Source organism: Planktothrix pseudagardhii, assembly GCF_904830925.1.
Taxonomy (GTDB): Bacteria; Cyanobacteriota; Cyanobacteriia; order Cyanobacteriales; family Microcoleaceae; genus Planktothrix; species Planktothrix tepida.
Genome location: NZ_LR882967.1, coordinates 5,104,830 through 5,128,760 on the forward strand (window position 1 = coordinate 5,104,830; position 23,931 = coordinate 5,128,760).

The 23,931-nt window shown below is 42.6% G+C and carries 17 protein-coding genes; 10 read left to right on the forward strand and 7 right to left on the reverse strand.

Annotated features, from left to right (window positions below; genetic code table 11):
- Positions 1-157: 157 nt before the first annotated feature.
- Positions 158-844 carry a diacylglycerol/polyprenol kinase family protein gene (locus NMK36_RS22055; RefSeq protein WP_072718448.1) on the forward strand — a complete coding sequence of 229 codons (687 nt, stop codon included), beginning with the start codon at positions 158-160 and terminating at the stop codon, positions 842-844.
- 100 nt (positions 845-944) lie between these two features.
- Here the strand turns inward: NMK36_RS22055 and NMK36_RS22060 are convergent, their stop codons facing one another.
- The 3 genes from NMK36_RS22060 to NMK36_RS22070 form a co-directional block, all read right to left on the reverse strand.
- Positions 945-1,094, reverse strand: a complete 150-nt coding sequence (locus tag NMK36_RS22060; RefSeq protein WP_186440316.1) for a hypothetical protein — start codon at positions 1,092-1,094, stop codon at positions 945-947.
- 238 nt (positions 1,095-1,332) lie between these two features.
- Positions 1,333-1,830: a 2TM domain-containing protein gene (locus NMK36_RS22065; RefSeq protein WP_072718447.1), complete on the reverse strand. Its 498-nt coding sequence runs from the start codon at positions 1,828-1,830 to the stop codon at positions 1,333-1,335.
- A gap of 225 nt (positions 1,831-2,055) precedes the next feature.
- Positions 2,056-3,621, reverse strand: coding sequence for a PQQ-binding-like beta-propeller repeat protein (locus tag NMK36_RS22070; protein ID WP_072718446.1), 1,566 nt, complete (start codon positions 3,619-3,621; stop codon positions 2,056-2,058).
- Between the two features lie 215 nt (positions 3,622-3,836).
- Here NMK36_RS22070 and NMK36_RS22075 point away from each other — a divergent pair, with 215 nt between their 5' ends.
- Positions 3,837-5,906: a thioredoxin domain-containing protein gene (locus tag NMK36_RS22075; protein ID WP_072718445.1), complete on the forward strand. Its 2,070-nt coding sequence runs from the start codon at positions 3,837-3,839 to the stop codon at positions 5,904-5,906.
- An 85-nt stretch (positions 5,907-5,991) separates the two neighbouring features.
- On the opposite strand, the gene NMK36_RS22080 is transcribed toward NMK36_RS22075, so the two are convergent.
- Positions 5,992-6,423 (reverse strand): universal stress protein, encoded by a 432-nt coding sequence (locus NMK36_RS22080; RefSeq protein WP_072718444.1) that lies wholly within the window; start codon positions 6,421-6,423, stop codon positions 5,992-5,994.
- A 121-nt stretch (positions 6,424-6,544) separates the two neighbouring features.
- Complete coding sequence (gene hisD, locus NMK36_RS22085; protein WP_072718732.1) at positions 6,545-7,840, reverse strand: histidinol dehydrogenase; 1,296 nt, start codon at positions 7,838-7,840, stop codon at positions 6,545-6,547.
- Positions 7,841-8,192: 352 nt separating this feature from the next.
- Between hisD and rpsT the strand changes: the two genes are divergently transcribed.
- The 5 genes from rpsT to NMK36_RS22110 all read left to right on the forward strand — a co-directional run bounded on the left by rpsT (position 8,193) and on the right by NMK36_RS22110 (position 19,290).
- Positions 8,193-8,489 (forward strand): 30S ribosomal protein S20, encoded by a 297-nt coding sequence (rpsT, locus tag NMK36_RS22090; protein ID WP_072718443.1) that lies wholly within the window; start codon positions 8,193-8,195, stop codon positions 8,487-8,489.
- 173 nt (positions 8,490-8,662) lie between these two features.
- Positions 8,663-9,442 (forward strand): TatD family hydrolase, encoded by a 780-nt coding sequence (locus tag NMK36_RS22095; RefSeq protein WP_072718442.1) that lies wholly within the window; start codon positions 8,663-8,665, stop codon positions 9,440-9,442.
- Between the two features lie 207 nt (positions 9,443-9,649).
- Positions 9,650-12,967, forward strand: a complete 3,318-nt coding sequence (rpoB, locus tag NMK36_RS22100; protein WP_072718441.1) for a DNA-directed RNA polymerase subunit beta — start codon at positions 9,650-9,652, stop codon at positions 12,965-12,967.
- A gap of 177 nt (positions 12,968-13,144) precedes the next feature.
- The gene (locus NMK36_RS22105; RefSeq protein WP_072718440.1) at positions 13,145-15,043 is read left to right on the forward strand and encodes a DNA-directed RNA polymerase subunit gamma; all 1,899 of its coding nucleotides are present in this window, start codon (positions 13,145-13,147) and stop codon (positions 15,041-15,043) included.
- A gap of 230 nt (positions 15,044-15,273) precedes the next feature.
- Complete coding sequence (locus NMK36_RS22110) at positions 15,274-19,290, forward strand: DNA-directed RNA polymerase subunit beta' (RefSeq protein ID WP_438822831.1); 4,017 nt, start codon at positions 15,274-15,276, stop codon at positions 19,288-19,290.
- A gap of 56 nt (positions 19,291-19,346) precedes the next feature.
- Here the strand turns inward: NMK36_RS22110 and NMK36_RS22115 are convergent, their stop codons facing one another.
- Complete coding sequence (locus NMK36_RS22115) at positions 19,347-19,823, reverse strand: ankyrin repeat domain-containing protein (protein WP_254174623.1); 477 nt, start codon at positions 19,821-19,823, stop codon at positions 19,347-19,349.
- Positions 19,824-20,003: 180 nt separating this feature from the next.
- Here NMK36_RS22115 and NMK36_RS22120 point away from each other — a divergent pair, with 180 nt between their 5' ends.
- Both NMK36_RS22120 and NMK36_RS22125 read left to right on the forward strand, forming a co-directional pair.
- A complete protein-coding gene (locus NMK36_RS22120) occupies positions 20,004-21,407 on the forward strand; it encodes a protein adenylyltransferase SelO (protein ID WP_254174624.1) in 1,404 nt (467 codons plus the stop codon).
- A 161-nt stretch (positions 21,408-21,568) separates the two neighbouring features.
- Positions 21,569-21,955: a hypothetical protein gene (locus NMK36_RS22125; RefSeq protein ID WP_072718436.1), complete on the forward strand. Its 387-nt coding sequence runs from the start codon at positions 21,569-21,571 to the stop codon at positions 21,953-21,955.
- A 42-nt stretch (positions 21,956-21,997) separates the two neighbouring features.
- On the opposite strand, the gene NMK36_RS22130 is transcribed toward NMK36_RS22125, so the two are convergent.
- Entirely contained in the window at positions 21,998-22,582 is a 585-nt protein-coding gene (locus tag NMK36_RS22130) for an Npun_F5749 family FMN-dependent PPOX-type flavoprotein (RefSeq protein WP_072718435.1), read from the reverse strand.
- A 251-nt stretch (positions 22,583-22,833) separates the two neighbouring features.
- On the opposite strand from NMK36_RS22130, the gene NMK36_RS22135 reads away from it, so the two are divergent.
- On the forward strand, positions 22,834-23,913 hold the full coding sequence (locus NMK36_RS22135; protein WP_254174625.1) for a tocopherol cyclase family protein: 1,080 nt from the start codon (positions 22,834-22,836) through the stop codon (positions 23,911-23,913).
- Positions 23,914-23,931 lie beyond the last annotated feature (18 nt).

A 23,931-nucleotide genomic window follows, 5' to 3' on the forward strand; every position in this document is an offset into this window, starting at 1 on the left:
ACCCGTATTCAAACCATAAAATTGATTAGAGGTTAAAAAATGCGATCTTGTTTATTTATCTTTACATACTTAAAAAGAATAAAGGTTAGAGGAATTCTGAAAATACAACAATCAGCGTATACTAATAGTTTAGGTTAATTTACACCCGATTAATTCCATGCCGAGTTTAACTGAAATTCCTTCTTTAGGATTCCAAATCACGTTAGTTGCGGTTTGGTTAGGTTTAATCTTAGTAATAGCAGAAGGACTCAACCGCGTTTTTTCAGTAAATGCTGAAGTCTCCCGAAAAATTGTGCATATCGGAACTGGAAATGTGATATTATTAGCTTGGTGGTTAAATATTCCCGCATGGGTGGGAATTGCAGCCAGTGTAATTTCAGGGATCATTGCTATTATTTCCTATCAAACTCCAATTCTTCCCAGTATTAATAGTGTGGGACGCAACAGTTTAGGAACGTTTTTCTATGCCATTAGTATTGGGGTTTTAATCGGTTGGTTTTGGACAATTCAACAACCTCAATATGCTGCTTTAGGGATTTTAATCATGGCTTGGGGGGATGGTTTAGCCGCCGTGATTGGTCAACAATGGGGTAAACATCAATATTGTTTTTTAGGAAGTTCCAAAAGTTGGGAAGGTTCCCTAACCATGCTATTCGTTAGTTTTATTATTTCCCTTACCATTTTATTAGTTATTCAGGGCAATGATCAACCAACTTGGATAATTTCAATAGTTGTAGCCCTTGTAGCAACGACGTTAGAAAGCTTTTCAAAATATGGGATTGATAATCTTACTGTTCCATTTGGAAGTGCGTCCTTAGCTTTTTTTCTCAATCAAATCCTCTAAAAAGATTAATCCCCCGTAAAGCATTACGAGGGATTTAAAGTGATCTTGAAAGCGGGAGAAAAAACAAGGGGTAATCACACATTCAATTGTGTTGTTATCTTTAGTGTTTCCAACGCGGATCTTTGTTGGGAGTTCCTTCAAAGGGTTGGGTACCGACTGCGGGGTACATATCATCACTGACGACAAACATCCGTCCTGCGGCTTCCGTCAGATAGGTCATCATTTCTTTAACAGATTTTAAGATGTTCATACTGCCTCACCTCATAAGAATCAGTCAGTCTTCTATACTTATTATTTTAGGGGAAAAATTAGAAAGTGTGTCAGTTTGCAACATTTATTTGCACTCAGTTCAAGTTTACATTTGTTTAACTTATGCAATATATTTTAATTGTTAGAAATACTTAAGCCTGAAAGGGAGAAACGGATGTAAAGAGGTAAATTTACTGATCTCTACATCAGTTTCTTGGCGAGTTCTTCTATTTTATCCGTTAAGACTGCAATCCTTTTAAAACTTTATCAGCAAAAGCATTAATAGATTTCCCAACGGTTTTTTTCAATCGCCATGCTTTGAAAGCCGTTTCATAATCCTCTCCTTCCGTTTGATAAGTTTTCCAGGCTCTGAGGGTTAAAAATAATCCCCAAAATAGAAAGACAAACGCTGCAAATCCAATACTATGAGCAATCACCAGATTAATTAAAATCAAGAAACCATTAACAATGGCAAACTGAATTAAATTTTGTTTCAGTCGATTTCGACGATAGGCATTAAAGACTAACTTTTCATCGGCTTCTTGTTTCTGTAACTGCCATTGCTGTTCAGCCAGTTCTAAATCCTGGTAAGAAATTCCTAAATCTTTAGCAATTTCTAACAAATCTTGACGGGTCATTTCCTCATTATCTTGTTTGCGACAAATGGCAATATAGAGAATTTCTTGTATATCTTCCTGTAAATAAGTACGGGTGATTTGAGTATCTGAGTTTGTCATAGCAATTATCCTAATCTCCTTATTAGAAGTTGTAGACATCAAGGTCTATTTAGAAGTGATTCTGAAGGGGTCTGAGTTTCGTTTATCGAGGACTCCAACGCCTTGACTCAGAATGACCTCTTGGAATGAATCTACTCACCTACTTTTATAGTAACTAGACTTAGAAAATTTTGCAGAGGTTCACACCCAAAACTAGATCATTAAGGCGAAACTACGTTTAGTCATTTAACCCAAAGTATATAATCCCCCATCCCGTCCACAAATCATAACCTGACCCTGCCAAACTACAGGAGTTGACTCGAAAGAAACCCCCGGTTTAAATCGTCCCGTTTGTTCGACTCTTAAGCGATAATATTCCCCCCGTTGGTTAGGAATTACATTGCTTTGATTGGCTCTCGCTTCTTCCCAATATAAATTAAATAAATAAACTCCATCATATCCAGCCGTAATTAATTTATAACCATCGGTAAAAATAGGTGTTGAAATTGAAGCTCCTATTTTCTTTTGTGCTAAAATGATAGGAGTTTTATATTGTCCGGTTCCTAACGGCCCATTCACGGTTTTTCCAGTCGTAATGGTTTGAGAGCCAATATATAAATATCCATCAATGGCATTGGTGGCAAAAATAGCCGGAAATCCATCGGGATTGTATTCATCATTCAACGCCACAGAACCAATAACACCGCCATTCCAGGTATTAAAACTTTGATTTTTAGTCGGTAAAAACCAGTCCACACTATCTTTCGGTTCTCGGTTAGGATTTAGTTTCAAAACCCCTCCATTTCCCGGAATATATTGTTTTTCAATAGCACAAAATAACTTTCCATCTTGAGAAATAACCGCCGAACCATCAATATCGGAACCTGTATAAAAATCCCAAATAATTTTTCGTGTTTTTAAATCAATTCCATAAATATGTCCAGAACCCGATGCCATAAAAATTCGATTTCCTAACCGCGAGGGAGAAGATTCACTGACTAAATTTCCACCATGTCGGCTACTGTCTCCATCTCCATAGAGTTTTACTTCCGATAAAATTTGAGGTTGTAAAAATCCTGATTTTTTTTCCGCCGTTTTAACCGAACTATTGAGAAAATAACCAATCGCATTTTCCCCAGCATTAAAAATGACACCATCTCCTAAATATAAAGGAGAACTATCGTTATCTCGACTATAACTTGGGGTGGGACGTAAATCTAATTTCCAGAGTTCTTTCCCAGTCCTAAAGGAAATTGCCCGAAAACTGGTGGCTAATCCGCCTTTAGATAAACTACTACGGCTGCCTTGTAAAACAACAATACGATTCTCATCCGTTGCAGTTTCATCAATATAAATACTGGATGTTCCTTTAATCACATCATCAAATTTATACCTCCAAATTTCCTGCTGTGTCTCTAATTCTATTTTTCTTAAATAATGGTCAAAAGCCCCTATAATTAAATAGGTTTTTCCTCGATCTCTTGTAATTGTGGGTTGTCCTGTCCATCCTGCCCCACTCCAAACTTTACGAGTTCGTCCGACATAAGTAACCCCTGTTCCCAAGGGAAATTTATGAATTTGTTTAATATTTTCCGGCACACCTTGACCATAAAAACGCCGTTGATCATTTCCTAAATAGGTGGGGACTAAAAGTTCAATTTCTGGATCTAAAATTGATAATAATGTCTTTAATTCCTGTTGAATTTCGGCTTCTGTTGTGTTAAAATTAAAAAGTTTAGAAATAGATGGAGGAATTAATGAGCCTAGAGAAAAATAAGCAGCGAGTTGATTAAACTGTCGGCGAGAAACCATAATTTTAAAACCCTAAATATAATAAATAATCTCCGTAGAGACGTGCCTTGGCGGAGCCATGCCGTAAGGCTTTTGGCGCGTCTCTACCCAGACTTAATATTAAACCATAAATTCCTAATACCTAACTCAACCTCAATTAATACCCACCAATCAGCAAATCAAAATGTTAAACTAAAGAAATTGATTGAATCTTAATAAATTTTTAGGTATTTCTCATGGTTAATCGCCTTTCTGAATCCAAAAGCCTCTATCTTCGGAAACACGCAGAAAATCCAATTGATTGGTGGCCTTGGTGTGACGAGGCTTTAGAAACAGCACGGTTAGCCAATAAACCGATTTTTCTATCTATTGGTTATTCGAGTTGTCATTGGTGCACCGTGATGGAAGGAGAGGCATTTTCTGACCCAGGAATTGCCCAATATATGAATCAAAATTTCCTCCCCATTAAAGTAGATCGAGAAGAACGACCCGAAATTGATAGTATTTATATGCAAGCTTTACAAATGATGACGGGTCAAGGAGGATGGCCGTTAAATATTTTCCTAACCCCTGATGAACGAATTCCCTTTTATGGTGGAACTTATTTTCCTTTAGAACCTCGTTATGGTAGACCTGGATTTTTAGAAGTTTTACAAGCAATTCGTCGATTTTATGACTTAGAAAAAACTAAATTGCAAGCGTTTAAAGATGAAATCATGACGCATTTGCAACAAGCTACACTCTTACCGATTTCTGAATTAACGGAAGATTTATTACAAAAAGGATTAGAAGCTAATACCGGGGTTGTTAGCCGTAATGAATATGGGGGGCCAAGGTTTCCCATGATTCCTTATGCTGACATGGCATTGCGAAGAATTCGGTTTAATATTGAGGATCAATATGATGCCAAACAAGCTTGTACCCAACGGGGTTTAGACTTAGCATTAGGGGGAATTTATGATCATGTAGCCGGAGGATTTCATCGCTATACCGTTGACCCGACTTGGACAGTTCCCCACTTTGAAAAAATGCTTTATGATAATGGACAAATTGTTGAATATTTAGCGAATTTATGGAGTGCGGGAATTCAAAAACCGGCTTTTAAACGGTCAATTCAAGGAACTGTAGCTTGGTTAAAACGGGAAATGACGGCTCCAGAAGGGTATTTTTATGCGTCTCAAGATGCCGATAATTTTACCTCTTCTAACGAATCAGAACCAGAAGAAGGAGCCTTTTATGTTTGGCATAATAGCGAACTAGAACAATTTTTGACTCCCGAAGAATATGCCGTCTTGCAAGAACAATTTACTATTACAAAAGCCGGAAATTTTGAAGGAAAAAATGTTTTACAAAGAACAAATTCAGATGAGTTAAGTAATATTATTGAATCTGCTTTAGCCAAACTTTTTAAAGTTCGCTATGGAGAATTACCAGAAACAGTAAAAACCTTTGCTCCTGCTCGAAATAATCAAGAAGCAAAAACCCATCATTGGTTAGGAAGAATTCCCCCCGTTACAGATACTAAAATGATCGTAGCGTGGAATAGTTTAATGATTTCTGGTTTAGCCACAGCCGCGAGAGTTTTGGGAGACGTTGAATATTTAGAATTAGCTACAAAAGCCACTCAATTTATTCTTAAAAACCAGTGGATAGACGGACGCTTACATCGTGTGAATTATGAAGGACAACCGGACGTTGTTGCTCAATCTGAAGATTATGCGTTATTCATTAAAGCGTTGATTGATTTATATCAAGCGAGTTTAACGGTAACAACTGATTTTGTACAGTCAGATTATTGGTTAGAACAGGCAAAAAAAGTTCAAGAAGAATTTAATAATTTACTCTGGAGTGTGGAATTGGGAGGATATTTTAATACCGCTAAAGACATGGGAGAAGATTTATTAATTCGCGAACGCAGCTATATTGATAATGCCACTCCAGCCGCCAATGGGGTAGCAATTTCTAATTTAGTCCGTCTGTTTCTATTAACAGAAAATCTGGAACTTTTAGATTTAGCTGAACCAGGGTTAACTGCCTTTAGTTCCGTGATGCAAAAATCCCCCCAAGCCTGTCCCAGTTTATTTACAGCATTAGATTGGTATCGGAATAATACTTTAGTTAGAACTTCTCTCGAACAAATTTCAGCATTGAGTGTTCAATATTTCCCCGCTACTATTTTTAAAGCAGATCATACCCTTCCTAATGATATTATCGGGTTAGTTTGTCAGGGATTAAAATGTAACAAACCTGCCCAAAGTTCTGAGGAAATGTTACAACAATTGCAAGCCAGTCAATCTCGTTCCTAATCAGAAATACAATTATCAACGCGACAGATGATCCCCCCAACGTTCCTTAATACGGGGGGAGATATGTACCGATCGCAACGTTCAACTAATCCTCAACTTCCTTAACCACCCAAACCGAACAATTGGCTTCCGAAACCACCTGAGAACTCACCGACCCTTGTAAAATTCGTTTGACCCCCGTTAGTCCCCGACTCCCAATGATAATCAAATCCGCTTGATAAATATTGGCTAACCGAATAATTTCCTCTGCTGGGTCACCCGCCACAATTTCAATTTCACTTTCACAATCTAACTGATCCTGATAACCTCGAAGTTGCTTTTCAATATGACGATAAGGAAACTCATCACTACCCAGATGAGGTCTATCAGCCACCAGATCAAAATCCGATGCCACCGTTGGCACAACATGAGAGAAGATCACGTTTGTTGTGGGTTGCAATTGTAGTTGGCTTAGTGCCTCAATCACAAACTTCGCAGTCGGTGAATCATCCACAGCAACCAAAATCGTATTCAGCACAGCAACGTCTCCTCTAAAACAATTGAAAAATCTGGAATTTGAAATCTAGCAGGACTCAAACTCCTATTCTAAAGGCAAGACGTTACACATCCCCATGAATGTTGAGAGAAAGTTGCTGATTCTAAGGTTCCGTTCTCAGCCGTACCGAGTCCCCATGAGACGGTAAACCTTCGGCGGTGGTCAAAACTTGAATAGCCCCAGCCACCTTCTGTAAAGCCGTTGGAGAATACTGAATTAAACTCGAATGTTTCATAAAGGTTTCCACCCCTAACGCTGAGGCATAACGGGCAGCGCCGGATGTCGGTAAAGTATGGTTAGGGCCAGCTAAATAATCCCCAACAGCTTCCGGTGTTGAACACCCTAAAAAGATAGCCCCGGCATGGCGAATACTTTCGAGTAAATCCCAAGGTTCAGCCACTTCTAATTCCAAGTGTTCGGGGGCAAACTCATTGGACAATTGAGCCGCCGCCTCTAAGGATTCGACGACGACCACTAAACCATAATGGGCAATCGCTTTTTCGGTTAAGGTGCGTCGGGGATGGTTCACTAACTGTCGTTCCACTTCAGCCACTACTTGTCGGGCTAAAGCTGAATCCGTTGTTAATAAAATTGCAGCCGCTAAGGTATCGTGTTCGGCTTGGGCTAATAAATCCGCCGCCACATGAATCGGGTTCGCCACACTATCCGCAATCACTAAAACTTCCGATGGCCCCGCCAGGGAATCAATGCCCACGGTTCCATAAACTAATTTTTTGGCCAACGTCACATAAATATTGCCAGGGCCGGTAATCACATCCACCTTCGGGATGGTTTCCGTACCATAGGCCAAAGCGGCAACAGCCTGTGCCCCCCCAACCCGATAAATTTCATGAACCCCAGCTTCCTGAGCCGCGACTAAAACCGCCGGATTCATTTTATGCTCTGGCCCTGGGGGTGTCACCATGACAATCCGAGGAACCTTGGCCACTTGAGCCGGAACCGCATTCATCAACACGGTACTGGGGTACGAAGCTTTACCCCCCGGTACATAAAGTCCAGCCCGATCAACGGGAGTATATCGTTTTCCGAGAACCACCTCGTCATCTTCAAACTGAACCCAAGACTTGGGAATCCGTTGGCGGTGAAAGGCTTCAATTTGTTTGCGGGCTAACTGGATCGCATCGAGTAATTCTTTAGACACTTGTTGGTAAGCTGCGTCTAACTCTGAACCACTCACCCGCAATTCGTCTAATGTTAAGGTCTGTTGATCAAATTCTTCCGTGTAGTGGAGAAGTGCTTTATCTCCTTGACGCCGAACTGTTTGCAGCACCTCCCGCACCGTTGCCTCTTTATGGATCATCGTGTCATCATGGGTACGGTCAGAGATCCGTCGCAATTCAGCTTGTGCTTCAACCCACTGAGTAATAATTCGCAGCATGGTGATTCGGAGTGCCAACCTTAAGAAACTAGGGCCGAGATAGGAAACAGACAACAAGGATTCACTTTCTAAGGGCTGGGCCAAACTGACCACAGTTTCAGAACTTATCCCCCTTGCTTCCTTGCCAATACTCAGGGGATACATACCCCATTGAGTATAGCATAAAAAGCTGTCCTTCTAGGATGGGGCTTGAAACCCATTTTTTTTGCTAGAATGCCAGAGTCGAGAATTTTTTGGCTTCCTGTGAGTCCATAGGAAGTGGGGTTGAATTTGACAAAATAAATGTTATAGTAGTAGGTCTGTAACTTAGTATCTCTAATCGGAATACCTGCGTCTTCTTCAACCAGAACCTATGGCCAATATTAAATCTGCTGTCAAACGAGTCGAAATTGCAGAGCGCAATCGGTTGCGTAACAAATCGTACAAGTCAGCCGTTAAAACCTTAATGAAAAAATGTCTGACCTCAGTTGATAAATACGGGGCTGACCCTACAACCGATAATCTCGCCGCCGTCAATCAACAAATGTCGGCTGCCTTTAGTAAAATTGACAAAGCTGTCAAAAAAGGGGTTCTGCATCCTAACAATGGTGCACGCAAAAAATCTCGCTTGGCAAGAGCCTTAAAGCGTCACCAAACCGTTGCTGCCTAACCCATCAGTTATCAGTAAACAGTTATCAGTAAACAGTGAAGAGTCAACAGTCAATCGTGAAGAGTCAACAGTGAAGCGTCAACAGTTGTCAATTGTGAACCCGCAAGAAAGCGGAACACAACGGATTACTGATTACTGATAACTAATAACTGATTACTGTGACTATACAGACTATGCAACTGATTGATACCCACGTTCATATTAATTTTAAAGAATTGGCATCCGACTTAGAGGCAATTCGACAAAGATGGCAAGAAGCGGGAGTCGTTCGTTTAGTGCATTCTTGTGTTCACCCTGGAGAATTTCAGGAGATACAGGATATTGCTAATCAAGTCCCCGAACTCAGCTTTGCTGTTGGGTTGCATCCGTTGGATAGCCAACTCTGGAATTCTACCTCGGCGGAAACCATTACCCAACTCGCCCAATCCGATGATAGAGTCGTTGCCATTGGCGAAATGGGGCTTGATTTTTATAAAGCCGATAACCGAGAGCAACAAATCCAGGTGTTCACCGAACAGCTAGAAATTGCCTATCGATTGAATAAACCTGTGATCATTCACTGTCGGGATGCAGCCGCAACCATGATTCATCTCTTACAAAAATTTTGGGAACAACGGGGGACAGTTTCTGGAGTGATGCACTGTTGGGGAGGAACCCCGGAAGAACAAGAGCAGTTTTTGGCGTTAGGGTTGTATATCAGCTTTAGTGGAACCGTGACGTTTAAAAAAGCAATTGCCATTCAAGACTCCGCTCGTCAAGTTCCATCTAATCGGATTTTAGTCGAAACGGATTGTCCTTTTCTAGCCCCTGTTCCTAAACGCGGAAAACGCAACGAACCTGCCTTTGTGCGTCATGTTGCAGAAACGGTTGCTCAACTGCGGAACATTCCCCTAGAAACCCTCTGTCAACAAACCACCCATAATGCTTGTCAACTGTTTCAATTATCAGTATAGAGACGTGCGGGGAGCCTAATACAGTTATCAGTTATCAGTCATCAGTCATCAGTTATGAGTTTTGTGGTTTTTAGCTAACATTTATAAACGACTAACTATCAACCATTAACTCTTCATTGATAACTGATAACTGATAACTGATAACTGATAACTGATAACTGATAACTAATAACTGATAACTGATAACTAATAACTGATAACTGATAAATGGCAAATCTAACCCACAACGAACCTACTTTTTTGCTTCCTGACTTAATTGAAATTCAACGGTCAAGCTTTCGTTGGTTTTTGGAAGCGGGGCTGATTGAAGAATTAGAAAGTTTCTCTCCGATTACCGACTATACCGGTAAATTGGAACTGCATTTTTTAGCCAAAGACTATAAACTCAAACGCCCTAAATATGACGTTGATGAAGCGAAACGGCGGGATAGTACCTATGCCGTTCAGATGTATGTTCCCACTCGTTTAATTAATAAAGAAACTGGAGAGATTAAAGAACAAGAAGTCTTTATTGGGGACTTACCCTTGATGACAGAACGGGGAACCTTTATCATCAACGGGGCAGAACGAGTTATTGTTAATCAAATTGTCAGAAGTCCGGGGGTTTATTATAAATCTGAAATTGATAAAAACGGACGGCGGACTTATAGCGCGTCCTTAATTCCTAACCGAGGGGCTTGGTTAAAATTTGAAACCGATAAAAATGATTTAGTGTGGGTGAGAATTGATAAAACCCGAAAACTATCAGCCCAAGTTTTATTAAAAGCTTTGGGTCTTACTAATAACGAAATTTTTGATGCGTTACGCCATCCCGAATACTTTGAAAAAACCATTGAACGGGAAGGAGAATTTACCGAAGACGACGCCTTAATGGAACTGTACCGCAAACTCCGTCCTGGGGAACCCCCAACGGTAGCCGGAGGGGAACAGTTACTCAATAACCGTTTCTTCGATGCCAAACGCTATGATTTGGGTCGGGTGGGACGCTATAAACTCAATAAAAAACTGCGGTTGACCATTCCTGATACCACACGGGTTTTGACCTCTACTGATATTCTGGCGGCTATCGATTATTTAGTTAACTTGGAATACGATATCGGCGAAACCGATGATATTGACCACTTAGGAAATCGTCGGGTACGTTCGGTGGGTGAACTGCTGCAAAACCAAGTCCGGGTTGGGTTAAACCGTTTAGAACGGATTATTCGGGAACGGATGACGGTGAGTGATGCTGATGCTTTAACTCCTGCGTCTTTGGTTAACCCCAAACCCCTTGTTGCCGCGATTAAAGAGTTTTTCGGTAGTTCTCAATTATCGCAGTTTATGGATCAGACAAATCCCTTGGCGGAACTGACCCATAAACGTCGTTTATCCGCCCTTGGCCCTGGAGGATTAACCCGTGAACGGGCGGGGTTTGCTGTTCGAGATATTCACCCTAGCCACTACGGTCGGATTTGTCCCATTGAAACCCCAGAGGGGCCAAACGCCGGATTAATTGGGTCTTTGGCAACCTTAGCACGGGTCAATCCCTACGGATTTATTGCCACTCCTTACAATAAAGTTGAGAATGGCAAAGTCCGCCGAGATTTACCTGCGGTGTACATGACCGCCGACGAAGAAGACGATTTGCGGGTCGCGCCGGGGGATATCCGCACCGATGCCGAGGGGACAATTTTAGGAGATATTGTTCCAGTACGGTATCGCCAGGAATTCACAACAACGACTCCCACCCAGGTAGACTATGCTGCCGTGTCTCCGGTGCAAATCGTGTCTGTAGCAACCTCTTTAATTCCTTTCCTCGAACACGACGACGCTAACCGAGCTTTGATGGGGTCTAATATGCAGCGTCAGGCTGTACCTTTGTTACGTCCTGAACGGCCCTTAGTAGGAACGGGATTAGAAGCTCAAGCAGCCCGTGACAGTGGGATGGTGATTGTGTCTCGGACAGATGGGGAGGTTAGTTATATTGACGGGTCTTGTATTCGAGTTATCGATAACAACGGTAAGGAATACGAATATGAGTTACAGAAATATCAACGTTCTAACCAAGATACTTGTTTAAACCAGCGTCCGTTGGTTTATGAAGGAGATCAGGTTGTGGCAGGTCAGGTGTTAGCCGATGGTTCCTCAACGGAAGGGGCAGAACTCGCCCTCGGTCACAATATCTTAGTCACCTATATGCCTTGGGAAGGGTATAACTACGAAGACGCGATTTTAATTAGTGAGCGTCTCGTTCAACAAGATATTTACACCTCCATCCACGTTGAAAAATACGAAATTGAAGCTCGACAAACCAAACTCGGCCCGGAAGAAATTACCCGTGAAATTCCTAACGTTGGGGAAGATTCCCTGCGTCAACTCGATGGTAGTGGAATTATCCGAGTTGGAGCTTGGGTTGAGTCTGGCGATATTTTAGTCGGGAAAGTCACTCCCAAAGGGGAATCTGACCAACCCCCGGAAGAAAAACTCCTGCGGGCGATTTTCGGAGAAAAAGCACGGGATGTGCGCGATAACTCCCTGCGGGTTCCCAACGGTGAAAAAGGTCGGGTTGTGGATGTGCGGGTGTTTACTCGTGAACAAGGAGACGAACTTCCCCCCGGTGCCAATATGGTGGTGCGGGTCTATGTTGCCCAAAAACGCAAAATCCAAGTTGGGGATAAAATGGCCGGACGACACGGAAATAAAGGAATTGTGTCTCGGATTTTGCCCATTGAGGATATGCCCTATTTGCCCGATGGTCGCCCAGTGGATATTGTGTTAAATCCTTTGGGTGTACCCAGCCGGATGAACGTCGGTCAAATCTTTGAGTGTTTATTAGGGTGGGCGGGTCAAAACCTGAAAAAACGGTTTAAAGTCGTTCCCTTTGATGAAATGCACGGGTCTGAAATGTCACGGGAAACGGTTCATGCGAAATTACGCGAAGCCCGTGATAAGGTCAAGAAAAATTGGTTATTTGATGAAAATTATCCGGGGAAAACCTTAGTTTATGATGGTCGCACTGGAGAACCCTTTGACCAACCCGTGACTGTCGGTATTGCCTATATGCTGAAACTGGTTCACTTAGTCGATGATAAGATTCACGCCCGGTCTACTGGCCCTTACTCGTTGGTAACGCAACAACCCTTGGGAGGGAAAGCGCAACAAGGAGGTCAACGGTTTGGAGAAATGGAGGTGTGGGCGTTGGAAGCCTTTGGGGCCGCTTATACCTTACAGGAGTTGTTAACGGTCAAATCCGACGATATGCAAGGACGCAACGAAGCCCTCAACGCTATTGTTAAGGGCAAAACCATTCCCCGTCCCGGAACACCAGAATCCTTCAAAGTGTTGATGCGGGAGTTGCAATCTTTGTGTTTGGATATTGCGGTACATAAAGTGGAAACCACCGACGAAGGAGGAAGTCGAGATGTGGAAGTAGACTTAATGGCTGATATCCCCGCCACCCGCATGACCTACACAGCCAATAACTTTGCCCCCGCTAAACCCACTTATGACTTAAGTAGTTCAGTGGAAGAAGAAGACGAATAATCAGTGTAGAGACGCGCCATGGCGCGTCTCTACCAGTTGTCAGTTGTCAATGAAGAGTTGATGGTTGATAGTTAGTCGTTTATAAATGTTAGCTAAAAACCACATAACTGATAACTGATAACTGATAACTGATAACTGATAACTGATAACTGATAACTGATAACTGATAACTGAAACATGGCTAAACTTGAACAACGGTTTGATTACGTTAAAATTGGATTAGCGTCTCCAGAACGAATTCGTCAGTGGGGAGAGAGAACGCTGCCGAATGGTCAAGTGGTGGGAGAAGTCACCAAACCCGAAACCATCAATTACAGAACGCTAAAACCGGAGATGGATGGGTTATTTTGTGAACGAATTTTTGGCCCTGCCAAGGATTGGGAATGCCATTGTGGAAAATATAAACGGGTCAGACATCGTGGAATTGTCTGCGAACGCTGTGGCGTAGAAGTCACAGAATCCCGTGTCCGTCGCCATCGCATGGGTTATATCAAATTAGCGGCTCCGGTTACCCATGTTTGGTATCTCAAAGGGATTCCGAGTTATATGGCTATTCTATTAGATATGCCATTACGGGATGTGGAGCAAGTGGTTTATTTTAACGCCTATGTGGTGTTAAATCCAGGAAACCATGATAGCTTGTCCTATAAACAGTTATTAACAGAAGATACTTGGTTAGAAATTGAAGACCAAATTTATAGTGAAGAATCCACTTTAACGGGAATTGAAGTGGGAATTGGGGCGGAAGCCATTGCCCGTTTATTAGAGGATATCCCCTTAGAAGAAGAAGCCGAAAAACTGCGAGAAGAAATTGCCGTAGCTAAAGGACAAAAACGCGCCAAACTAATTAAACGGCTGCGGGTAATTGATAACTTTGTGGCAACGGGTTCTAAACCAGATTGGATGGTTTTGAATGTAATTCCCGTCATTCCTCCTGATTTACGCCCGATGGTGCAGTTGGATGGGGGACGATTTGCCACCTCGGATTTAAACGATTTATATCGTCGGGTGATTAACCGCAATAATCGATTAGCTCGATTACAAGAAATTTTAGCTCCTGAAATTATTATCCGTAACGAAAAACGGATGTTACAGGAGGCGGTTGATGCCTTAATTGATAACGGTCGTCGGGGTCGGACGGTAGTTGGAGCGAATAATCGACCCTTAAAATCCTTGTCAGATATTATTGAAGGGAAGCAGGGACGATTCCGCCAAAACTTATTAGGAAAACGGGTAGATTATTCTGGTCGTTCTGTCATCGTGGTGGGGCCCAAATTAAAAATGCACCAGTGCGGTTTACCCCGTGAAATGGCGATTGAATTGTTCCAACCCTTTGTGATTAATCGCTTAATTCGTCAAGGATTAGTCAATAATATTAAAGCGGCGAAAAAACTGATTCAACGCAACGATGCCAGTGTTTGGGATGTTTTAGAAGAAGTGATTTCAGGACATCCGGTGATGTTAAACCGTGCCCCGACCTTGCACCGTTTAGGGATTCAAGCCTTTGAACCCATTTTAGTCGATGGTCGGGCGATTCAGTTGCATCCGTTAGTGTGTCCAGCCTTTAACGCGGACTTTGACGGTGACCAAATGGCCGTTCACGTTCCCCTCTCCATTGAATCTCAAGCTGAAGCCCGATTGTTGATGTTAGCTTCCAATAATATTCTATCTCCGGCGACGGGACGACCGATTGTTACCCCCAGTCAGGATATGGTCTTGGGATGTTACTATCTAACCGCAGAAAATCCAAAATTTAAAGATCAAAAAGAGCGTTATTTTGCCGATTTGGAGGATGTCATTGTTGCTTATCAACAAGGGTCTTTAGAGTTACATTCCTATGTGATGGTACGCTTTGAGGGGGAAATGTTATCCGATGAAGCAGAACAGGTCAATATTGAACAGGAGGATGCCATCACTGGGATAATTACTAAAACCTATGTGGGTAAGAAAACGGGTAAACTCTTACGTCGAGTTCGAGAAGATAAGGAGGGTAATATTCTAACTCAATATATTCGTACCACCCCAGGACGGGTGATTTTCAATAAAACCGTGTTTTCAGTCATCAATAATCAGTAAAGCGTGAATTGTTAATCATTAATAGTCTTGAGTTAACAGCTAACAACGATTAACTCAAGACTAAAGATTAAAATTCAAAACTTAAAACTGAGTACAGACGCGCCATGGCGCGTCTCTACCACTGATTGCTGAAAAGACTGATATACCACTGCCAATTAAGGTATCTGACACGTCTAAATCCTAAAAATCTGTTCCCTGTTCCCTGTTCCCTGTTCCCTTTTTACTCAATCATGACTAACAAAAAAATCTTTCGGAATCAAGTTATTGATAAAGGACAATTAAAAAAATTAATGTCCTGGGCTTTTATGAATCATGGTACAGCCAGAACCGCCCAAATTGCTGATGAATTAAAGGATTTGGGATTCCGCTATGCCACAAAAGCCGGGGTTTCGATTAGTGTGGATGACTTACAAGTTCCCCCGTCCAAACGAGCACTCTTAGAAGAAGCGGAAGAAGAAATTCGCAACACGGAACGCCGTTATATGAAAGGGGAAATTACCGAAGTTGAACGCTTCCAAAAGGTAATTGATACTTGGAATGGTACTTCCGAAACCTTGAAAGATCATGTGGTGGAAAACTTCAAGGCTAGTAATCCGTTAAACTCCGTTTATATGATGGCATTCTCTGGCGCACGGGGAAATATTTCCCAAGTTCGTCAGTTAGTGGGAATGCGGGGATTGATGGCTGACCCCCAAGGGGAAATTATCGACTTACCGATTAAAACCAACTTCCGTGAAGGCTTAACCGTTACTGAATATATTATTTCCTCCTACGGTGCACGGAAAGGGTTGGTGGATACCGCCTTACGAACCGCCGACTCCGGCTATTTAACCCGTCGTTTAGTAGACGTTTCCCAAGATGTGATTCTGCGGGAAATTGACTGTGGAACAACACGGGGGATTCGCATTCGCAGTATGACCGATGGCGACCGGGTATTAATTCCCCTGAAAGACCGATTAATGGGTCGGGTGTTAGGGGAAGATGTTCGCCACCCGGAAACCGGAGAAATTGTTGAATATCAAGGGGAACAGGCGGTTAAAAATCAAGCTGTTAGTGAAGAATTAGCCGTCGCTATTCAGAATGCTGGGGTTCAAGAGGTGTTTTTACGCTCACCCCTGACCTGCGAAGCGAACCGTTCTGTCTGTCAAACTTGCTATGGGTGGAGTTTAGCCCACGGTCATAACGTTGATTTAGGGGAAGCCATTGGAATTATCGCGGCTCAAAGTATTGGCGAACCCGGAACCCAGTTAACGATGCGGACATTCCACACCGGGGGGGTCTTTACCGCCGAAGCCGCTGCGGTGATTCGTGCCCATGGGGATGGAGTCGTTAAGTTCCCGAAAACCTTACGCGCCCGTCCCTTCCGTACCCGTCACGGAGATGATGCGTTCATTGTGGAAAGCAATGGCCATATTCTGGTGGACAATGGAGAGAAAAAACAAGAAAAACACAGCCTCTCCCAAGGGACAACCATTGTTGTTCAAGATGGTCAACGGGTCAAAGCTGACCAAATCTTAGCTGAAATTCCCGCCGGAGGTCGGACAGCCCGGAAGACAACGGAAAAAGCTACAAAAGACGTAGCCACGGATTTGGCTGGGGAAGTCAAATTTGCGGATGTGGTTCCCGAAGAAAAAACCGACCGTCAAGGAAATATGACCCGCATCGCCCAACGGGGGGGTCTGATTTGGGTTTTAGGCGGAGAAGTTTATAACTTACCTCCTGGGGCTGAACCTGCGGTTAAAAACGGAGATTCAGTAGAACCGGGAAGCGTTCTCGCCCAAACCAAACTCGTCTCTGAACATGGGGGATTAGTCCGAATTCGCGAACAAATTAGCCCCGATGAGTTACCGCGTGAAATTGAGATTATTACCGCCTCTGTGCTCCTGGATGAAGCCTTGGTGCGGTTGGTACAAATGCAGGGACGGGAACAATACATTATTGAGACCAATAGCAACCACCGCTTCCTGCTGAAAGTTAGTCCCGGTTCCAAGGTGGAAAACCATGATGTGATTGCGGAACTCATGGACGACAGCTACCGGACAAAAACCGGGGGGATTATCAAATACGCTGGGGTGGAAGTCGCTAAACGCGGTAAGGGGAAACAAGGTTATGAAGTCACCCAGGGAGGAACTCTGTTATGGATTCCTGAAGAATGCCATGAGGTGAATAAGGATATTTCCTTACTGTTAACTGAGGATGGGCAGTATGTAGAAGCTGGAACCGAAGTGGTTAAAGACATCTTCTGTCAAACCAATGGGGTCATAGAAGTAACTCAGAAAAATGATATTCTGCGGGAAATCGTGATCAAACCGGGCGAACTGCATTTAGTGGATGACCCGGAAATGGTGATGGCGATTGATGGTCAGATTGTCAATCCCGGTCAAGAGGTGATTCCAGGGATTATCTCTCCAGAGTTGCATTATGTGGAATATGTAGAAACCCCCGAAGGCCCCGCCTTGCTGTTGCGTCCCGTTGTGGAGTTTAGCGTTCCTGAAACTCCCCCGGTTCCATCTCAGGAGTCTTTAAATGAGTCTATTGCTCTGCGGGCGGTACAACGGTTAGCCTACAAAGATGGGGAACGGGTGCGGTCTGTGGAAGGGGTGGAACTCCTGCGAACCCAGTTGGTGATTAGTATTGGCACGGAAGCTCCGCAGTTAGCGGCGGATATTGAGTTACTTCCCGATGAAAGTAGCCCCGATGTCATGCGGTTACAGTTAGTGATTTTAGAATCTTTGGTGATTCGTCGGGACGTAACGGCTGATGCCACCCAGGGAAGTACCCGGACACGGTTACTGGTTCACGACGGACTGGAAATTGAGAAAGGGGCTGTTGTCACCCGCACCGAGATTCTGTGTAAGGAATATGGCATTATTCAGGGGATTCGGTCGGGGACGGAAATTCTGCGCCGTTGTTTAGTGGTACGGGATATTGACCAAACCACTATTGATTTTCCAGAAGGTGTGAAACCGGATGTGAAACTCGGTCAACTGTTGGTTGAAGGGGCTGAAATTGCTCCAGGGATGATTTTGCCGGAGTCGGGCCAAGTCATTGCGTTGGGCGACAAAATTGTCGGTGCAGGAACAACCCCTGTAACGGGAAATCAAATTACCATGCGTCGAGGTCGTCCTTACCGGGTGTCTCCGGGTGCAATTCTCCATGTTAAAGATGGAGATTTGGTACAACGGGGGGATAACCTGGTGTTACTGGTGTTTGAACGAGCGAAAACCGGGGATATTATTCAAGGGTTGCCTCGAATTGAAGAATTGTTAGAAGCTCGTAAACCCAAGGAAGCTTGTATTTTAGCCCGTCGCCCAGGAACCGCCCAAGTATCGATGGATGAAGATGTTCCCGAATTGCGGGTAGTTGAAAGCGATGGCACTGTTACGGATTATCCCTTAACCTCTGGTCAAACCCCGTTAGTGTCTGATGGTCAAAAAGTAGATGCGGGGCAACCCCTGACCGATGGCCCTTCTAACCCCCACGAGATTTTGGAAGTGTTCTATGATCATTATCTCGAACAAGCTGAAGGAATGTATGATGCGGCCTTGGGCAGTTTCCAAAAGTGTCAGACGTTCTTGGTGAACGAGGTGCAGTCGGTGTATCAGTCCCAGGGAATTGATATTTCCGATAAGCATATTGAGGTGATTGTCCGTCAGATGACCTCGAAAGTTCGGATTGACGATGGGGGAGATACGACGATGTTACCTGGTGAACTGGTGGAATTGCGCCAGGTGGAACAGGTGAATGATGCCATGTCCATTACCGGAAGTGCCCCGGCGAAATATACGCCTGTATTATTGGGGATTACCAAAGCCTCCTTAAATACCGATAGCTTTATTTCCGCCGCCAGTTTCCAAGAAACTACACGGGTGTTGACGGAAGCCGCTATCGAAGGAAAATCCGACTGGTTACGGGGTCTGAAGGAGAACGTGATTATCGGACGTCTGATTCCAGCCGGAACTGGTTTCAATGCCTATGAGGAAGCGGGGAATGCCGACTATGGCTTTGATAATGGCAGTTTGTATTTGGATGAAGAGGACGAAGACGAACTGCGAGATGTGGTCTTGGATGACCAAACCGCACGGGTTTATAGCAGTTTTGAACGGGAAACTCCTCCTGCGAAACCGGGTAAAACCAGTAAAGCGTTCTATGAAGATAGTGAAGATGATCCTTTATTGTCCTCTATTCTCGATGATGAGTTGATTGATGATGAATACGAAGATGATGAGGATGATGAGGACGAATAAGACGGTTAGATAGTGGATTGTAAGCGGGTATCCCTGCCCGCTTCACCTTCCCTATTTTAATGATGATCTCGAAATTGTTTAATGTATTCTACAACCTCGGTATGTTTCTCAGAAGCAGCCCAAATTAAAGCTGTCCAACTATTCTGATCTTTAGCGGTTAAATCTGCTCCTCGATTTAATAAGAATTCGACAATCGGTTGATGTCCGCTTCCTGCGGCTGCCATTAATACGGTTAAATCAAAATTGGTTTTAGCGTTAATCTCTGCACCAGAATCTAATAATAACTGCACGATTTCTAAGTTCCCACTCGCTGAGGCTTCCATTAAGGGAGTCCAACCATCATTATCGCTACTGTTGACATTGGCTCCGACTTCTAATAATAGTTTTACTATCTCTTTTTGTCCTAAATTAATGGCGGTAATTAATGCCGTATTTCCGTTTTCATCCTGAGCATTTAGATCAAGGGTTTGATTTAAACAAGCTTGAACTTTCTCAATTTCTCCTGTTTGAATTGCCTTCATTAATTCACTCATGAGCTTTACTCCTGTTTTATTACTCTATTTAAAAATATTGAGATAGGGTTAATGATTCCTGAAAAATAATAGCATTTATCCCTGGATATCTGATAGGGAATTTAAGATTTTTAAACATAAGAAATTGACAGGGTTTGAAAATTAGGCTAATATTGTCAATAAGTTATCATTGGCGATTCTATGTCTAATCCGTTCCTGCACCTCGACTATGAACCCGCATTTGAGGCGTTAGGCGGTGACTATTCCGATGTTGTAGCAGCGAGTGAGTTTCCGCTCCATATCCTGCGGTTCCGTAATGATGCAGTTTTAACCCAGTTAGGACTTAACCCGGAAACCGTTACAGACGAGCATTGTATCGAAGCCTTTGGCAAATTTGAAACCGTGCAACCGTTATTAGCCATGCGCTATCACGGTTATCAATTTGGAGAATATAACCCCTATTTGGGAGATGGGCGGGGGTTTTTATATGGTCAAGTGCGGGGAATTGATGGGGAATTATATGATTTTGGAACAAAGGGATCGGGAAGAACGCCCTACTCCAGAAATGCCGACGGAAGACTAACCTTAAAAGGGGGAGTGCGGGAAGTTTTAGCGGCTGAAATGTTACATCGCATGAAGGTAAGAACTTCTCGATGTTTAAGTTTAATTGAAACCGGGGAACAACTGTGGCGAGGAGATGAACCTTCCCCGACTCGATCATCCGTGATGGTGAGGTTTAGTCGCTCTCATATTCGCTTCGGAACCTTTGAACGACTACACTATTTTAAACGCCCAGATCTAATCGAAAAATTGTTAGATCATGTCATTAGCTATTATTATTCTAATTTAAAATCAGAACGCGATCGCTATGGTTTATTTTACGCCGAATTAGTGAAACGAGTCGCAGAATTAGCCGCACAATGGATGGCTTCTGGGTTCTGTCATGGGGTTTTAAATACCGATAATCTGTCCATTACGGGGGAAAGTTTTGATTATGGCCCCTACGCCTTTATGCCTCACTATAACCTCCGATTTACCGCCGCCTATTTTGATTATGGGGGATTATATTGTTATGGAAATCAACCCTTTGTTTGTGAAGGAAACTTAGAGCTATTACAAAAACCGTTATCTTTAGTGATTCCTTCAGAAGCACTTCAAGCCGGGTTAGAGCCATTTCAATCCTATTATCGAGATTTCTATCGTCAACGGATGATTAATCGTTTAGGATTTTCTCAAATTCCTACACCGGAAGCGGAAGAACTTTTGCAAATTACGATTAATTTACTCAAAGATAATCTCATTCATTATCATGACTTTTTTATTCAACTGCGAGAACAGTTTTGTGATCAGTGGCAAGACGAACCTCAAAATATTTTAAAAGAGGCTGAACCCATGCAGCATTTAGATCGTTGGCGACAACTGTATTATCATCATTTACAAACTTTATCCTATCCTGAACTAGATGAAATCAAACAACGGTTAAAAGACTATAATCCTCAAGTGGTGATTGTTCGTCCTGAAATTGAGGCAATTTGGGAACCGATTACCGTTGAGGATAATTGGCAACCTTTTTATCAATTATTAGATAAAATTAAAGCCGAATAGTATTGGTATATTAATGGGATGTCCCTAAAAATCCCTATACCTATTGGTGTAAATCCAGTCTGAACTTCGATAAAGTCAGTTAAAATACGAAAGTAAGACCCTGAGCGTTAAACTTAAACCGGATTTAACCTCAGCAGCCCTTATTTTAGAGGAACGATACTATGACAGAGAATCAACCTGTAGATACAGCAACCCCGATGACTGCATCAATCATGGACAGTATCAAAGGGTTTTTGGGGAATATTCTGAGTAGTTGGAAAGTCAGAATTACCTTAGGGGCAATTGTGCTGTTAGGAATTGGAATTTTTGCTTTCTTTTATCAACATTATGTCGCCGAATTGGGAATGAAAATGTGGACAAATAGTTCGGGTGCAAAACCCATTGAATGTGTTTTGAAAGATACAAATAATGATAATTATGTTAGCTGTAGTGCATTATTAGGAGATCAGGTTGTTCCCCTAGAATGTAGTTCCAGTTTATTTAATTTGGGGTGTCGAGTCAATTATGGCTCTGCTGTACCCAATGTTAAAGCCTCCAGAGGAAATTGAGATCAAAGGTTGGCTGTTGACTGTTGACTGTTAACAGCCTGTTTAGGGATTAACAATTTCTGCTAACCAACCTTGTTCAGAATCATAATAATAAAACGTTCGATTTTGAGGTTCTCCTTGGAGTTCTAAATGATCAACTTCCTGGGGTTCAAGTAATAATAAAATAAAATTAGACGGAGGTTCAAGGGGAATAATGGCTAGGGGGTGAAAAGCGGTAGATTCTGAACGAGGTTGGCGAGAATCTGGCCAGTAAAATTGTTGTTTCGCCGCATTTGATAAAAATTGCCAAAGGGTTGTTCTAGCGGTGGTTAACGTTAAATCAGGATAACTATCGGAAATCAATTTTAATTCACCTAACAGGCGAAATTGCTCACGGGTTTCTGGAAAATACCAACAAACTTCTCCCCAAGAATGATTCTGAATTTGATTAACTTTTTGACTGCGACTATCCGTAATTATTTGCAGTTGATTTGTTTCCGGTAAAAACCCCCGAAAAACAACCGTTCTATTTGCGGGACGACCTTCTAAACCAACCGTGGCTAATTGGAAATAACGGGAATAAACTAAATGGCGATTTCGGTGTAATGCACTTGTTAAAGATAAACGCCAACCTGGAATATCATTCATAACCTGTAGTAAGCCCTTCAGGGCTTTCTTAATTTAAGATTTAAGATAGGGAAGAGAGTCCTTTAGGACTCACTACGATTTTGATTTTTATTCATGATTTAAGGATAGCACTCAAAGCCCTAATTTAGGTATAGAAATACCCTAAAATACTAATACTGCGGTTATTTTTTCCCTGTTCCCTGTTCCCTGTTCCCTGTTCCCTACTCTATAATTTTAATAGGTCTTGATCGTTTATTGGTGTAGGATTATTGATGTTTAATTTGACTCGTCAATTGAATTCTTTACAAACGCCCCATAGTGGATATCATTGGGATGGAAGCGATCGCCGTTTTTTTGAAGGGTGGTATTATCGAGTGACCTTACCCCCGGAAAAACAAACGTTTGCCTTTATGTATTCTATCGAAGATCCGAGAGGAAATCAACCCCATAGTGGGGGAGCCGCGCAAATTTTAGGGCCAGATGATCAATATTTATGTCGAACCTTTCCTGATGTTAAAAAATTTTGGGCAACTTCCGATCAACTAGCATTAGGACATTGGGGAAAAACCGATTTAACCGCCTCCCCCGGATATTTAGAACCCCAAATTTTTGAGCGTTATATTCACCAAGGCTATCAAGGAACCGCCACCTTTCATCAAGGAAAATTATCTGAGCCCGCTACAAATCAATTTTGTCATTGGCAATATCAAATTCAACCGATTTATGGATGGGGAAATCCTAATCAACCCCAACAATCAACGGCCGGATGGTTATCTTTTTTACAAATTTTTGAACCCGGATGGCAAATTTTAATGGCTCATGGTTTAGCAACAGGTTGGATTAATTGGAATGGGAGAATTTATGAGTTTGAAAAGGCTCCCGCTTACAGCGAAAAAAATTGGGGAGGTAGTTTTCCGAAACAATGGTTTTGGGTCAATTGTAATAGTTTTGATGGAGAACCGGATTTAGCCTTAACCGCAGGAGGTGGACAACGGGGGGTGTTATGGTGGTCTGAATCCGTTGCTTTGGTCGGGATTCATTATCAAGGCAAATTTTATGAATTTGTGCCTTGGAATTCCGAGGTACATTGGGAAATTGAACCTTGGGGAAAATGGGTGATGAATGCTAAAAATGAACAGTATGAAGTGTCATTAATCGCAACAACGGATCACCCTGGAACGTTATTAAGAGCACCAACAGAACAAGGATTAATCTTTCGCTGTCGAGATACCATGCACGGAAAAATTCACTTGCAATTAACAGCTAAAAACCGTATGATTTTGGAAGCCACCAGCGACCTGTGTGGTGTGGAAGTGGGGGGAAAAATCTGGCACGAAACCTGGAAACAATAAGCTCGTAGGATGGGTAAA

Coding starts and splice junctions, on each gene's coding strand:
- NMK36_RS22120 (WP_254174624.1), top strand. CDS start 20,004: ATGTCTAATCCGTTCCTGCACCTCGACTATGAACCCGCATTTGAGGCG.
- NMK36_RS22115 (WP_254174623.1), bottom strand. CDS start 19,823: ATGAGTGAATTAATGAAGGCAATTCAAACAGGAGAAATTGAGAAAGTT.
- NMK36_RS22105 (WP_072718440.1), top strand. CDS start 13,145: ATGGCTAAACTTGAACAACGGTTTGATTACGTTAAAATTGGATTAGCG.
- hisD (WP_072718732.1), bottom strand. CDS start 7,840: ATGCTGCGAATTATTACTCAGTGGGTTGAAGCACAAGCTGAATTGCGA.
- NMK36_RS22060 (WP_186440316.1), bottom strand. CDS start 1,094: ATGAACATCTTAAAATCTGTTAAAGAAATGATGACCTATCTGACGGAA.
- NMK36_RS22070 (WP_072718446.1), bottom strand. CDS start 3,621: ATGGTTTCTCGCCGACAGTTTAATCAACTCGCTGCTTATTTTTCTCTA.
- NMK36_RS22110 (WP_438822831.1), top strand. CDS start 15,274: ATGACTAACAAAAAAATCTTTCGGAATCAAGTTATTGATAAAGGACAA.
- NMK36_RS22065 (WP_072718447.1), bottom strand. CDS start 1,830: ATGACAAACTCAGATACTCAAATCACCCGTACTTATTTACAGGAAGAT.
- NMK36_RS22130 (WP_072718435.1), bottom strand. CDS start 22,582: ATGAATGATATTCCAGGTTGGCGTTTATCTTTAACAAGTGCATTACAC.
- rpsT (WP_072718443.1), top strand. CDS start 8,193: ATGGCCAATATTAAATCTGCTGTCAAACGAGTCGAAATTGCAGAGCGC.
- NMK36_RS22135 (WP_254174625.1), top strand. CDS start 22,834: ATGTTTAATTTGACTCGTCAATTGAATTCTTTACAAACGCCCCATAGT.
- NMK36_RS22095 (WP_072718442.1), top strand. CDS start 8,663: ATGCAACTGATTGATACCCACGTTCATATTAATTTTAAAGAATTGGCA.
- NMK36_RS22075 (WP_072718445.1), top strand. CDS start 3,837: ATGGTTAATCGCCTTTCTGAATCCAAAAGCCTCTATCTTCGGAAACAC.
- rpoB (WP_072718441.1), top strand. CDS start 9,650: ATGGCAAATCTAACCCACAACGAACCTACTTTTTTGCTTCCTGACTTA.
- NMK36_RS22055 (WP_072718448.1), top strand. CDS start 158: ATGCCGAGTTTAACTGAAATTCCTTCTTTAGGATTCCAAATCACGTTA.
- NMK36_RS22125 (WP_072718436.1), top strand. CDS start 21,569: ATGACAGAGAATCAACCTGTAGATACAGCAACCCCGATGACTGCATCA.